The 12284-nt window shown below is 69.9% G+C and carries 13 protein-coding genes; 9 read left to right on the top strand and 4 right to left on the bottom strand.

Annotated features, from left to right (window positions below):
• Positions 1-2: 2 nt before the first annotated feature.
• From ABZ919_RS12040 to ABZ919_RS12010, 7 genes are all read left to right on the top strand, one after another.
• Positions 3-416, top strand: a complete 414-nt coding sequence (locus ABZ919_RS12040) for a roadblock/LC7 domain-containing protein (protein ID WP_014675212.1) — start codon at positions 3-5, stop codon at positions 414-416.
• A gap of 110 nt (positions 417-526) precedes the next feature.
• Positions 527-925: a DUF742 domain-containing protein gene (locus tag ABZ919_RS12035; RefSeq protein WP_009190816.1), complete on the top strand. Its 399-nt coding sequence runs from the start codon at positions 527-529 to the stop codon at positions 923-925.
• A complete protein-coding gene (locus ABZ919_RS12030) occupies positions 906-1481 on the top strand; it encodes an ATP/GTP-binding protein (protein WP_184970470.1) in 576 nt (191 codons plus the stop codon). Before ABZ919_RS12035 ends, ABZ919_RS12030 begins: the two co-directional genes overlap by 20 nt.
• 389 nt (positions 1482-1870) lie before the next feature.
• Positions 1871-5107 carry a nitrate- and nitrite sensing domain-containing protein gene (locus ABZ919_RS12025; protein WP_361246001.1) on the top strand — a complete coding sequence of 1079 codons (3237 nt, stop codon included), beginning with the start codon at positions 1871-1873 and terminating at the stop codon, positions 5105-5107.
• A gap of 10 nt (positions 5108-5117) precedes the next feature.
• Positions 5118-5531 carry a roadblock/LC7 domain-containing protein gene (locus ABZ919_RS12020; protein WP_004983065.1) on the top strand — a complete coding sequence of 138 codons (414 nt, stop codon included), beginning with the start codon at positions 5118-5120 and terminating at the stop codon, positions 5529-5531.
• 97 nt (positions 5532-5628) lie between these two features.
• Entirely contained in the window at positions 5629-6198 is a 570-nt protein-coding gene (locus tag ABZ919_RS12015) for a DUF742 domain-containing protein (protein WP_351616945.1), read from the top strand.
• A complete protein-coding gene (locus tag ABZ919_RS12010) occupies positions 6179-6760 on the top strand; it encodes an ATP/GTP-binding protein (protein WP_026248371.1) in 582 nt (193 codons plus the stop codon). The genes ABZ919_RS12015 and ABZ919_RS12010 overlap by 20 nt, the downstream gene beginning before the upstream one ends.
• Before the next feature lie 129 nt (positions 6761-6889).
• On the opposite strand, the gene ABZ919_RS12005 is transcribed toward ABZ919_RS12010, so the two are convergent.
• The 3 genes from ABZ919_RS12005 to ABZ919_RS11995 form a co-directional block, all read right to left on the bottom strand.
• A complete protein-coding gene (locus tag ABZ919_RS12005) occupies positions 6890-7084 on the bottom strand; it encodes an acyl-CoA carboxylase subunit epsilon (RefSeq protein ID WP_361245997.1) in 195 nt (64 codons plus the stop codon).
• A 57-nt stretch (positions 7085-7141) separates the two neighbouring features.
• On the bottom strand, positions 7142-8737 hold the full coding sequence (locus ABZ919_RS12000) for an acyl-CoA carboxylase subunit beta (RefSeq protein ID WP_361245995.1): 1596 nt from the start codon (positions 8735-8737) through the stop codon (positions 7142-7144).
• Between the two features lie 264 nt (positions 8738-9001).
• Positions 9002-9517 (bottom strand): hypothetical protein, encoded by a 516-nt coding sequence (locus ABZ919_RS11995; RefSeq protein WP_361245992.1) that lies wholly within the window; start codon positions 9515-9517, stop codon positions 9002-9004.
• A 223-nt stretch (positions 9518-9740) separates the two neighbouring features.
• On the opposite strand from ABZ919_RS11995, the gene ABZ919_RS11990 reads away from it, so the two are divergent.
• Positions 9741-10337 (top strand): YceI family protein, encoded by a 597-nt coding sequence (locus tag ABZ919_RS11990; RefSeq protein ID WP_361245989.1) that lies wholly within the window; start codon positions 9741-9743, stop codon positions 10335-10337.
• 210 nt (positions 10338-10547) lie between these two features.
• Entirely contained in the window at positions 10548-10754 is a 207-nt protein-coding gene (locus ABZ919_RS11985; RefSeq protein WP_361245986.1) for a hypothetical protein, read from the top strand.
• Between the two features lie 120 nt (positions 10755-10874).
• On the opposite strand, the gene ABZ919_RS11980 is transcribed toward ABZ919_RS11985, so the two are convergent.
• Positions 10875-12251: a hypothetical protein gene (locus tag ABZ919_RS11980; RefSeq protein ID WP_361245983.1), complete on the bottom strand. Its 1377-nt coding sequence runs from the start codon at positions 12249-12251 to the stop codon at positions 10875-10877.
• Between the last annotated feature and the right edge of the window lie 33 nt (positions 12252-12284).

The following is a 12284-nucleotide window of genomic DNA, read 5'->3' as shown; positions in this document are numbered from 1 at the left end:
CGATGAGCCAGGCGGCACAGAACCTGAACTGGTTGATCACCAATTTCGTGGACAACACCCCCGGGGTGTCGCACACGGTGGTGGTCTCCGCCGACGGCCTTCTGCTGGCGATGTCCGAAGGCTTCCCCCGGGACCGCGCCGACCAGCTGGCGGCCGTCGCGTCCGGGCTGACCTCACTGACGGCCGGGGCGTCCCGGATCTTCGAGGGCGGCACGGTGGCACAGACGGTCGTCGAGATGGAGCGCGGTTTCCTCTTCCTGATGTCCATCTCGGACGGGTCGTCCCTCGCGGTCCTGGCCCATCCCGAGGCGGACATCGGTCTCGTCGGCTACGAGATGGCATTGCTCGTCGACCGCGCAGGGGCGGTACTCACCCCGGACCTGCGCGCCGAACTCCAAGGCAGTCTGCTCCACTGACCGCCCCGGCACCACCCACCTCACCAAACCACCGTCCGGCCGCCACAATCCCCCCACCGGCCCCGTCAGACGGCTTGACTGACCGACTTGCTGTCCCGCCCGGAGGATTCATGACCCCGCCCACCGCCCATCATGATCCGTACGCGGAGCCGTACGGGGACGAGGGCGACCAGCCGCTGGTACGTCCGTACGCGATGACCGGCGGCCGGACCCGGCCGCGTTACCAGCTCGCGATCGAGGCGCTGATCAGCACGACGGCCGACCCGGCAGCGCTCATGGGACTGCTCCCGGAGCACCAGCGCATCTGCCACCTGTGCCGCGAGGTCAAGTCGGTCGCGGAGGTCTCCGCGCTGCTGGCCATGCCGCTCGGAGTGGCCCGGATCCTGGTGGCCGACCTCGCCGAGGCCGGCCTGGTCGCCATCCACCAGCCGGGTGGCGACGAGAACAACGGCGGCGCACCGGACGTGACGCTGCTCGAAAGGGTGCTCAGTGGACTTCGCAAGCTCTGACGCGGGCCGGGCCACCACCTCCGCGAAGATCGTGGTGGCGGGCGGCTTCGGCGTGGGCAAGACCACGTTCGTCGGCGCCGTCTCGGAGATCAACCCGCTGCGCACAGAGGCCGTCATGACGTCCGCTTCGGCCGGCATCGACGACCTCACCCACACCGGGGACAAGACCACCACCACGGTGGCCATGGACTTCGGCCGTATCACCCTGGACCAGGACCTGATCCTGTACCTGTTCGGTACGCCGGGCCAGGACCGCTTCTGGTTCATGTGGGACGACCTGGTTCGCGGCGCGATCGGCGCGGTGGTGCTCGTGGACACCCGGCGCCTCGCCGACTGCTTCCCGGCCGTGGACTACTTCGAGAACTCGGGCCTGCCGTTCGTCGTCGCCCTCAACGGGTTCGACGGCCAGCAGCCCTACGCCCCGGAGGAAGTGCGGGAGGCCCTGCAGATCGGTCCGGACACCCCGATCATCACGACGGACGCCCGGCACCGCGCCGATGCCAAGAGTGCGCTGATCACGCTGGTCGAGCACGCACTGATGGCACGCCTCAAGTAGCACACACGTACGCGATCAAGTAGGACGTCGCGTACGGTAGTTGCCGTAAAGGGAACGGAGCCGGCTGTGGCCTTTGACACGGTCGGCTCCGGTGTTCATAACAGTTCGGCAGAGGAATCCCCCGGCTTCACCACGCGACGCGGTCGCGCCGTGCCGCTGTGCTCACAATCGCCCCGCCTTTTGGCGGGGCTCGCTCTTTATGACCGTTTTATCTGCGGCTTGCGAGAGCCTGACTCCGGGGTTTCCGCTGTTTGGAAGAGCACTGGTCCCCGTGCTGGAATGCCTGAACTGCCCAATAGTCAAAGACGTACTGAGTGGTCGATGACGAAGCGGGCTCTGAGAGACTGCGGCACGACGTAGGTGCCGACCGCCGAGAGGTTGTTGGTCGAGTGAGGCGAAGCAAGAACGGTCCCGAGCCGTCGGCGCGGGGCAACTTCACCCCGCCGCCGCGCGCTGCGGCGCCCACCCCTGTGCCCGGTGCGGAGCCGGCGGCTGCACCCGCGCCGAGCGGCGGCCGTTTCTCGCCGCGCAACTGGCGCGTGCCTACCAGGCTGAACGCGATCCTGCTCATACCCGTGGCGGTCGGTCTCGTCATGGGCGGCTTCCAGGTGAAGAGCTCGATCGACACCTGGCAGCAGGCCCGCGACGCCGAGAACACCGCCCGCCTGGTACGTGCCTCCCTCACCTACGCGAACGCGCTCGAGAACGAGCGTGACGTCACCGCGGCTCCGCTGCTCAAGGGCAAGCTGGCGAGCCCCGCGGACAAGCAGACGATCAGCACGGCCCGCGCCGAGACCGACAAGGCCGCCGACGGCTTCGACCAGGCCGCGCAGAACATGCCGCACGAGTCCGGCCTGGAGCGCCGTCTGAAGCTGTTCCGGCAGATCGAGCCCTTCCTCCAGACGCTGCGTTCGGGCGCGTACACCTCCAAGTTCACGGGTGTGCGGACCGAGGAGGGCTACGTCAAGGTCGCCCACCCGCTGATGGAGTTCGCCAACGAGCTGGGCCTGGGCACCGGCAACATCACCTCCTACGGCCGTACCGTCTACGCCATGTCGCTCACCAAGGCGGCGCTGTCGCTGGACCGCTCGATCGGCATGCACATGCTGGCCAAGCCGGGTCCGGACGCGCCCAACCTGGCGACCCAGCGCGTCGCGCTCTCCTCCTACGCCTACCTCGAGGGCATCGCCGTCGAGGAGTACCTCGGCGGTGGTACCCAGGCCGACGCCGACAGGCTGGACACCGAGAAGCAGGACATCCAGAACAAGGCCGCGGCGATGGCCCAGCAGGCCAAGGCCCAGAACCCGAACTACGTGCCGCCGCCGTCCAAGCCGCAGGACATGGTCACGGACCTCGCCGCCCTGGACTCCACGTCCCCGGCAGCGCGCCAGCAGCTCGCTCTCAGGGGTGTCACCCCCGAGAACTGGTGGGCGGTCAACACCCTCAAGTTCAACGCCTACCGCCAGATCGAGTCGGACATGGCCGACAAGGCGGTGAACGAGGCCTCCGGCATCGCCGACGACGCCAAGACCTCCGCGTTCATCACCGGCGCCGTCGTCGTGGTGGCCCTGCTGCTCGCCTTCATCCTGGCCGGCGCGGTGGCCCGCCAGATGAGCCGCTCGATGCGCCAGCTGCGCAACGCCGCCTTCGGCATCGCCGAGCAGCGCCTGCCGATGCTGGTCGACCAGCTGTCCCGCACCGATCCCGGCCGCGTGGACACCCGGGTCGCCCCGATCCCGATCACCACCAAGGACGAGATCGGCGAGGTCGCCCGCGCCTTCGACCAGGTCCACCGCGAGGCGGTCCGGCTCGCCTCCGAGCAGGCCCTGCTGCGGGGCAACATCAACGCGATCTTCACCAACCTCTCGCGCCGCAACCAGTCGCTGATCGAGGGCCAGCTGACCCTGATCACCGACCTGGAGAACAACGAGGCCGACCCGGACCAGCTGGAGAACCTCTTCAAGCTGGACCACCTGGCGACCCGTATGCGCCGCAACGGCGAGAACCTCCTGGTCCTCGCGGGCGAGGAGCCCGGCCGCCGCTGGGACCAGCCGGTCCCCCTCGTCGACGTGCTGCGCGCCGCCTCCTCCGAGGTGGAGCAGTACGAGCGCATCGAGCTGTCCGGCGTCCCGGAGGCCGAGATCCACGGCCGCGCGGTCACCGACCTCGTGCACCTGCTGGCCGAGCTGCTGGAGAACGCCACCACGTTCTCCTCGCCGCAGACCAAGGTCCGCGTCACCGCGACCCGTCTGCCCGACGGCCGCATCATGATCGAGATCCACGACAAGGGCATCGGCCTGACCGCCGAGGACTTCGCGGACATCAACCACAAGCTGGCCAACCCGCCGACCGTGGACGCCGCGATCTCCCAGCGCATGGGTCTGTTCGTGGTCGGCCGGCTGTCCGACCGGCACGGCATCCGCGTCCAGCTGCGCCCCTCCGGCGAGCAGGCCGGTACGACGTCGCTGGTCATGCTGCCGGACGCGATCACGCACGGCGGTGGCGGCGAGTCGCTGGAGCGCGAGGAGTTCACCGTCTCGCAGATCATCCCGGAGCAGCAGTTCCAGGGTGAGAACTTCCACCAGATGCAGCCCATGCGCACCGCCGCCGAGCTCGGCTTCGACGACACCCAGTACACGGACGTCCCCGACGACATCCGTGACCTGGACCCCGTCGGCCGTTCCCTGATGCGCGAGGAGCGCCGGGCGGCCCTGGAGGCGCAGACGCACGGCCAGCCGCCCACGCAGTCTCAGCAGGAGGCGGCCGAGGCCCCCGCACGCTACGAGGACCCGCTCTTCGACGGACGGTCCGCCTACCGGGAGCAGCAGCCGGGGTACGAGGAGCCCGCGTACGAGGAGCCCACGTACGAGGAGCAGCAGTCCTCGTACCAGGAGACCTACGCGGAGCCGCAGTCGGGGTCGCACCCGGGGCAGTACGACGAGCAGTACTACGCGCCGAACGGCGAACTGCCGCAAGGCGACCGCTTCTCCCCCAACGGCGGTTACCCGGAGCCCTCCTACCCGGAGCCGGCCCAGAGCCCCTCGTACCAGGACGACTGGCCGCAGCAGGACGACTACCGGAACGGCTATCCGGCCCATTACGCTCCGGAAACGGAATCGACACAGGCCACTGACGCCAGTGAGCGCAACCGCGTAGGCTTCGACCGTCCGGGAACGGCTTCTCCCGCCGCACACGAGCTGACCGACGCCGGGCTGCCCCGCCGCGGATCCACCCCGAGCGGGTCCAACGGCTCGGGTACCGCGGCCACGCCGCGCGTGCAGCAGGAAGCGCCGGCTCCCGCGCCGGGCAACGCTCCGGGGACCAACGGCGACAGCGGCTGGCGCTCGCAGAACGACGAGCGGTGGCAGCAGGCGTCGCAGCTCCGGAAGCCGAAGGCAGGCGGGGTGACCGCCTCCGGTCTGCCGCGGCGGGTGCCCAAGGCCAACCTGGTCTCGGGTTCCGCCGAAACCACCCCCCAGGGAGGCCCACAGGTCTCCCGCGCCCCGGAGGACGTCCGGGGCAGGCTGAGCAACCTGCGCAGGGGCGTCCAGCGCGGACGCAGCGCAGGCAGTGAAACGAACGGCCAGGGCTTCGGTCCTGACAGCACCTACAACCAGGAGCGTTAGTGTGAGCCCGATGAGCCAGGCGGCACAGAACCTGAACTGGTTGATCACCAACTTCGTGGACAACACCCCGGGGGTGTCCCACACGGTGGTGGTCTCCGCCGACGGACTCCTTCTGGCGATGTCCGAAGGCTTCCCCCGCGACCGCGCCGACCAGCTCGCGGCCGTCGCCTCCGGCCTGACGTCCCTGACGGCAGGCGCCTCCCGCATCTTCGAGGGGGGCAGCGTGAATCAGACGGTTGTGGAGATGGAGCGGGGATTCCTCTTCATCATGTCCATCTCCGACGGGTCGTCCCTCGCAGTCCTGGCCCACCCGGAAGCGGACATCGGCCTCATCGGGTACGAGATGGCCCTTCTGGTGGACCGCGCGGGCACGGTCCTCACTCCGGATCTCCGCGCGGAGCTCCAGGGAAGCCTTCTCAACTAATTAAGGGACGATGCGTATTCGCGTCCCGGGGCCGTAAGGTTTCGGGACGCGGCTCCACACGGATGGGTGCCCGACGCAGTCGGAGGAGGAGAAGAGAGTGGCAACACCCCCAGGCGGTTCGAATTCGGGAAACTGGTCGTACGGCCCTGCCCAGGGTCAGGGCGACGGTTCCGCGAACCGGTACAACTTCCCCTCCGCCCCGAGCCACCGGCAGCCGTACGCCCCGCAGGGCCCCGGCCCTTCGCCGTACGACCAGCCGCCGGCCCCGCGCATCCAGCCGGTGCAGCCGCAGCGCCGCCCCGAACCGGCGCCCGCGACCGCATCGAACAACCCCTTGGTGCGTCCGTACGCCATGACCGGCGGCCGGACCCGCCCGCGCTACCAGCTCGCCATCGAGGCACTGGTGCACACCACCGCCGCTCCGCACCAGATGCAGGGCCAACTGCCCGAGCATCAGCGGATCTGCAACCTCTGCCGTGAGATCAAGTCGGTAGCCGAAATCTCCGCGCTCCTGACAATCCCCCTCGGCGTGGCCAGGATCCTCGTCGCCGACTTGGCGGAGGCGGGCCTGGTCGCCATCCATCAGCCCGGCGGCGACGAGAACGCCGGTGGCCAGCCAGACGTGACACTGCTCGAAAGGGTGCTCAGTGGACTTCGCAAGCTCTAGCGGCGGTCCTTCCCGCTCCACCACCTCCGCGAAGATCGTGGTGGCGGGCGGCTTCGGCGTGGGCAAGACCACGTTCGTCGGCGCCGTCTCGGAGATCAACCCGCTGCGCACAGAGGCCGTCATGACGTCCGCTTCGGCCGGCATCGACGACCTCACCCACACCGGAGACAAGACGACGACCACCGTCGCCATGGACTTCGGCCGTATCACCCTGGACCAGGACCTGATCCTCTACCTGTTCGGCACCCCCGGACAGGACCGCTTCTGGTTCATGTGGGACGACCTGGTACGCGGTGCGATCGGCGCGATCGTCCTCGTGGACACCCGGCGCCTCGCCGACTGCTTCCCCGCGGTCGACTACTTCGAGAACTCGGGTCTGCCCTTCGTCATCGCCCTCAACGGATTCGACGGCAATCAGCCGTACAACCCGGACGAGGTCCGCGAGGCCCTGCAGATCGGCCCCGACACCCCGATCATCACGACGGACGCCCGGCACCGCGCCGACGCGAAGTCGGCGCTGATCACGCTGGTCGAGCACGCCCTGATGGCGCGCCTGCGGTAACGCCGCCGCTCCGGGCACCACGACGTGAGCCTCTGTCCCTCTTCCTGAGGCAGAGGCTTTTGTCGTCGGCCGGTACGACGAAGGAAGGGCCCCTCTCGCAGGAGAGGGGCCCTTCCTTCGTCGTACGGGTCAGTGCCAGCTGTGCGGGGCCCGGAAGCCGCCCTCGCGCTCGAGTCGGCGCCAGCCGGCCTTGGCGCGGCCTCGGCGGGCCGGGGCCGCGGGCTCGGTGCGGGCGGCCGCGCGGGCCATGAGGACGGCCGTGATGGCGGCGACTTCCTCGGGCTCGGCGTGGCCCTTCTCGACGCGGATGTCAGGAGTGCTCATGGGTGTCAGTCTCCGTGAGAGAGAGGTCCGCGGGGTTGCCGCGGCGGGTCCGCTCGGTTACTGCGGGGGGTTGCCGTGCTTGCGGGAGGGCAGGTCGGCGTGCTTGGACTGCAGCATCGCCAGGGACTTGACCAGGACCTCGCGGGTCTCGGCGGGGTCGATGACGTCGTCCACGAGGCCCCGCTCGGCCGCGTAGTAGGGGTGCATCAGCTCGGACTTGTACTCCTTGACCATCCGGGCCCGCATGGCCTCGGGGTCCTGCGCCTGCGCGATCTGGCGGCGGAAGATGACGTTCGCGGCACCCTCCGCGCCCATCACGGCGATCTCGTTCGTCGGCCAGGCGTAGGTGAGGTCGGCGCCGATCGACTGGGAGTCCATGACGATGTAGGCACCTCCGTACGCCTTGCGCAGGATCAGCGAGATCCGCGGCACGGTCGCGTTGCAGTAGGCGTACAGCAGCTTCGCGCCGTGACGGATGATTCCGCCGTGCTCCTGGTCGACACCGGGAAGGAACCCCGGCACGTCCAGGAAGGTGACGATCGGGACATTGAAAGCGTCACACATCTGGACAAAGCGCGCAGCTTTTTCACTCGCCTCGATGTCCAGCACGCCCGCCAGCACCTGCGGCTGGTTGGCGATGATGCCGACCACCTGGCCGTCCAGCCGGGCCAGCGCGCAGATGATGTTCCGCGCCCAGCGCTCGTGGACCTCCAGGTACTCGCCGTCGTCGACGATCTCCTCGATGACCTTGGCCATGTCGTACGGCCGGTTGCCGTCGGCCGGGACCAGGTCGAGCAGCACCTCGCTGCGGCGGTCCACCGGGTCGCCGGACTCCGTGCGGGGCGGGTTCTCGCGGTTGTTCTGCGGCAGCAGCGACAGCAGGTACCGCACCTCGGCGATGCAGGTCTCCTCGTCGTCGTACGCGAAGTGGCAGACGCCGGAGGTCTCGGCGTGTACGTCCGCGCCGCCCAGACCGTTCTGGGTGATCTCCTCGCCGGTGACCGCCTTGACGACGTCCGGGCCCGTGATGAACATCTGCGAGGTCTCACGGACCATGAAGACGAAGTCGGTCAGCGCCGGGCTGTAGGCCGCGCCGCCCGCGCACGGGCCGAGCATCACGGAGATCTGCGGGATGACACCGGACGCCTTGGTGTTGCGCTGGAAGATGCCGCCGTATCCGGCCAGCGCGCTGACGCCCTCCTGGATACGGGCGCCCGCGCCGTCGTTCAGCGACACGAGCGGCGCACCCGCCGCGATCGCCATGTCCATGATCTTGTGGATCTTCGTGGCGTGGGCCTCGCCCAGCGCACCGCCGAAGATCCGGAAGTCGTGCGCGTACACGAAGACCGTACGGCCCTCGACCGTGCCCCAGCCGGTGACGACACCGTCGGTGTACGGCTTCTTCGCGTCCAGGCCGAAGCCGGTCGCCCGGTGCCGCCGCAGCTGCTCGACCTCCTGGAAGGATCCCGGGTCCAGGAGCAGCTCGATCCGCTCCCGCGCCGTCAGCTTGCCCTTGGCGTGCTGCGCCTCGGTCGCCTTCTCGCTGGGGCCCGCCACGGCCTGGGCACGAATGTCGTGCAGCTCTGCGACCCGTCCGCGCGCGTCCGTCGGCTCGCCGGTCGGCTCACCCGTCGTCTCTTCCAAAACGGTCATGTAGCGACCTTACGAAGGACACCAAGGAAAGCGAGCCGTCGACTCCGTACAGTCTCCGGCCCGTTTTCCTGGTACCAGTGAACAGAACCACGGCCGCGTGCAGCCTTTCCGACTGCTCACAGGGCGTCGGCGTTGTCGGGGGACCACAAAGGAGCCACCCGAGAGCCGCCTCACATTCGCAGCCGGTGCATGCCATCTCCGGGGTGACAGGGGACCCGGACGGCGGTCAGCCGACAGGACCACCGCCCCTGCCCCTGCCTCCGGTCAGCAGCCGCCGCAGTTGTAGTAGAGGGCGTCCCAGTGGTTGCCCTCGTCGGCGTAGACGTTGCCGGACGCGGAGCGCCACTGCGGGTAGCCGTCGCCGCGCAGGCCGATGTAGGTGAAGTTGTTCTTGATGTACGACGTGACGCAGGTGTTCTTGCCGTAGTCGAGCTTGTAGCCGTTCCAGTGCGAGTAGGTGCCGGAGGCGTGGCCGGTCTCGGTGCCGCCGGTGATGTTGAGGGCGCACCCGCTGGCCCGTTTCAGGGTCTGGGCACCCTGGGCCGTGGCGAGATTGAGCTGGTCGAAGGACGTGCAGGCGGGGTTGTTCCGGTCGGAGCAGTTGCCGGAGGACGACCAGGTGATGCCGACCTGCCGGAACATCGACTCCGCGGTCGCCTGGCTGATCTTGGTGACGGCGAAGGCGTCGCCGGCGGCGCCGACCACGGCGACGCCGGGTGCGACGACGAGGGCGAGCGCGGTCAGGACCGAGCGGAGTCTCATGGCGTTGGCGAGCTTCATGGGGACCTTCCTGCGAGGGGCCGGGATTCCTCTGGGGCGGCTGTGCAGGTGGTGCACGCAGATGGTGCCCGAGCGCTACGCGCGTCCGCCAGAGGGCGTAGGCCGTCACGGGGGGTTACGTTGAAACTACTCTGCGGATGATGTTGAAATCTGAACCGAATGGGTCTACCGTCGGAGTCACCGGTTCGTTTAACGTTCAACTTGATTATTCGAGGAAACTTACATGGGCATCTTCAGCCGCAAGGAAACCCCCGCCACGCCTGCCGCCACCGGTCCCGATCTGACGGCGCTGAGCGGCGACTACACGATCGACCCGGCCCACACCACGATCGGTTTCACCGCCCGGCACGCCATGGTCACCAACGTCAAGGGCGGCTTCCACGACTTCACCGGGACCCTGCACCTGGACGGGACGAACCCCGGCCGGTCCACCGCCTCGCTCGACATCCGGATGGAGAGCATCGAGACCGGCAACGCCGACCGGGACGGTCACCTGAAGTCGGCCGACTTCTTCAAGATCGAGGAGTTCCCGACCATGACCTTCCGCTCCACCAAGGCGGAGGCCCTGGGCGGCGACGACTACCGCATCACCGGCGACCTCTCCATGCTCGGCGTGACCAAGCCGCTCACCATCGACCTGGAGTTCAACGGCATCGCGAAGGACCCGTTCGGCAACGAGCGCGTGGGCTTCGAGGGCAAGGCCGAGATCCTTCGGTCCGAGTGGGGCCTGACCTGGAACGCGGCGCTGGAGACCGGGGGCGTGCTCATCTCCGACAAGATCAAGCTGCACTTCGACATCTCGGCGATCAAGAACGCGTGACCTTCCGGGGGGGCAGCCGAGCCCGATACGTCCGTACCCCGATGCGCCCGCCCTCCACTCCCACGCCGGGAGAGGGCGGGCGCTCCCGCGTCCGGGCACCCGTGCGCACGCCGGGAGGGCCCCCTCGACGGGCAGGAGCCACCATGCCGCCGCGATCGACAGGGCGCGCCCAGAGCCATCGCGGCCGGGCGGGTCGGGAGCAGGTCCGTCGTGCGGCCGGAGGCCGAGGGGCTGATCGAGCGGGAACGGGCGACGGCCGACCGGCGTCAGTCCCTGCTGTCGCTCACCGACTCCGGGCGGCGCGCACTGGAGCGGGACATGGCCGAACGGGACGCCTGGCCGGCCGGGGTGCTCGCGGGGTGCCGGGGTCGCTCGGCGAGACGGAGCGCGGGGTACCGGCGCCGGCGGCCGGCTTGAGGGAGGGCTGGGGTCACCGGACACGGACGACGGGGACTGACGCCCCGCGGCCGCGACCGCTCACACCCAAAAGGCCCGGACGACGAGCCGTTCGCGCCGGAAACCCCGGGTGACCGCCGCTCAGAACCCTCCGCCGAAGTCGCCGCCGCCGTCGCCGCCGCCCCCGTCGAACCCCCCGCCGTCCCCGAACCCGCCACCGAAGTCGCCGGGGTCGAAGTCCGTGCCGGAGACGTCGCCCCCCTGGTAGTCGGCGCCGAAGTCGCCTCCGTAGCCCGGGCCGAAGTCGCCGTACCCGGTGCCGTAGTCGGCCGCGTAGGAGGGAGTGGCCATCATGCTGCCCAGCACGGTGCCGACGAGCAGGCCGGGCAGGATGCCGCCGCCGAAGTAGCCGCCGGCCCAGGGGCCGTACGCGGGGCCCGCGTCCCAGTAGGGGCGGCGGCCGTAGTCGGTGTCGACCTCGCGGATCACCGGGTCGCGGCCGTCGGCCAGCCGGGTGGCGTCGGCCGCGCAGACGGGGACCTGGCGCGGGGCGCCGCCGGGCGGGGTCCAGGTGGCGTCGGTGGCCGAAGGCCCGTGGCGCGGGTCGAAGAAGCAGGGCGGCCGGCGCTCGGGCAGGGGGCGGCCCTCGCGGCGGGCGGCCAGCCGGGCGAGGGAGAAGCGGCCGTCCTCCAGGGCCTCGGTGACCGTGCGGACGTCCTCCGGACGGCCCGCCGCGGCGATGCGCTGTTTGGCGGTCTCGTACGCGTCCAGGGCGTGCTCGTAGTCGGCGCGCATCGCGTCGTCGGCGCCCGGCTCAGACGGCCGGAAGTCGAGGCGGTCCAGTTCCTCGCCGTAGGCGGTGATGTCCTCGTCCACGACCACCCGCAGCCGGTCCAGGGCGGCCCGCTGCTCCTCCTCACGGCGCCGCCGGTTGCGGCGGACCAGCGCGTACGCGCCCGCGCCGGCGGCCACCACCACCGCGGCGACCGCGATCAGCGCCGCACCGGACGCCCCGCCGCCCGAACCGCCGCCCCAGCTCTTCGGGGCGTGGCCGCCCATGTGGGCCAGGGCCCGGTCGGTGAAGTCGGTGAGCTGGGCCTTGGCCGGCTCGCCCTGGACGCTGGTCACCAGGTTCTGCCGGGCCGTCGCCGACATCACGGAGGAGTCGGCGCGGGCGTCGAAGCGGTCGCCGAGGCGGATGCCGTACAGGCCGGTGATGCCCGTCGCGGCGCGCAGGTTCCGGAAGAGGTTCGCCGTGGGGTAGCCGGCCGGGAGCACCGCGAGGAACAGGGGCTTGTCCGCGTCCTTGATGCGCTTGGCGAGGGCGTCGGCGTCCGCCGCGGACAACTGGCCGCTCGCCGCCGGGTCGACGTAGACCGGGCTCTTGCGCAGGGCCTGGGCGACGGTGTCGATGTTCGTCTGCGCGCTCGCCGCGGGCGCGAACAGGCTCGCCATGACCAGGGCGAGGGCTGCCAGCAGCAACGCTGGGAGGCTTCGGGTCCGCACAACGGCCTTCATGCTTCGAAGCTACCCGAAGCCTCCCTGATCCGG

Source organism: Streptomyces sp. NPDC046759 (genome assembly GCF_040645475.1).
Classification (GTDB): domain Bacteria; phylum Actinomycetota; class Actinomycetes; order Streptomycetales; family Streptomycetaceae; genus Streptomyces.
The sequence above is the reverse complement of the archived record's forward strand: the minus strand, read 5'-3'. Positions and strand labels throughout refer to the sequence as shown.

Coding starts and splice junctions, on each gene's coding strand:
- ABZ919_RS12040 (WP_014675212.1), top strand. CDS start 3: ATGAGCCAGGCGGCACAGAACCTGAACTGGTTGATCACCAATTTCGTG.
- ABZ919_RS12035 (WP_009190816.1), top strand. CDS start 527: ATGACCCCGCCCACCGCCCATCATGATCCGTACGCGGAGCCGTACGGG.
- ABZ919_RS12020 (WP_004983065.1), top strand. CDS start 5,118: ATGAGCCAGGCGGCACAGAACCTGAACTGGTTGATCACCAACTTCGTG.
- ABZ919_RS12005 (WP_361245997.1), bottom strand. CDS start 7,084: ATGAGCACTCCTGACATCCGCGTCGAGAAGGGCCACGCCGAGCCCGAG.
- ABZ919_RS12000 (WP_361245995.1), bottom strand. CDS start 8,737: ATGACCGTTTTGGAAGAGACGACGGGTGAGCCGACCGGCGAGCCGACG.
- ABZ919_RS11995 (WP_361245992.1), bottom strand. CDS start 9,517: ATGAAGCTCGCCAACGCCATGAGACTCCGCTCGGTCCTGACCGCGCTC.
- ABZ919_RS11990 (WP_361245989.1), top strand. CDS start 9,741: ATGGGCATCTTCAGCCGCAAGGAAACCCCCGCCACGCCTGCCGCCACC.
- ABZ919_RS11980 (WP_361245983.1), bottom strand. CDS start 12,251: ATGAAGGCCGTTGTGCGGACCCGAAGCCTCCCAGCGTTGCTGCTGGCA.